We start from the raw sequence: 428 nt of genomic DNA, 5'->3' as shown, positions 1-428 counted from the left end.
TGCTTACTTAGTAGAACACTTCAATATTACTAAAATAGAAGAATTAGAGACCAAAGTACATATCTACTTTGAAGAAAAGAATGATTATGGAAATCAGTGTCCTGAGAGACAATTGATTTCTAAAGGTTTCCATAGTATGATTACCATTGAAGACTTTCCGTTACGAGGTAAATCAGTAAAACTACATGTGCAACGTCGCCGTTGGACGGATAAACAAACAGGAGAAATTATATCACGCGATTGGAATATCATTGCAGAAGGAACACGAATGACTACTGAGTTTTCGGAGTTCTTAAAAAAAATTAGCCGATACTAAGATACTTAGCTGTAAAGCCATTGGTGAATTATTTGGTGTTAAAGGAGAGAAATTTCAACGTCAATACAAACATAAAACCAGTGGTTTTAAACAATGGGATCAACAAGAACAC

The 428-nt window shown here is 34.3% G+C and carries 1 protein-coding gene; it reads left to right on the top strand.

What is annotated here, in order from left to right; genetic code table 11:
• Nucleotides 1-316, top strand: a 316-nt coding sequence (locus RH98_RS15085) for an ISAon1 family transposase N-terminal region protein (protein WP_010258104.1), incomplete at its 5' end; no start/stop codon positions are given.
• Nucleotides 317-428: the final 112 nt, after the last annotated feature.

Source organism: Myroides injenensis M09-0166 (genome assembly GCF_000246945.1).
GTDB classification, from domain to species: Bacteria; Bacteroidota; Bacteroidia; order Flavobacteriales; family Flavobacteriaceae; genus Flavobacterium; species Flavobacterium injenense.
The sequence above is the reverse complement of the archived record's forward strand: the minus strand, read 5'-3'. Positions and strand labels throughout refer to the sequence as shown.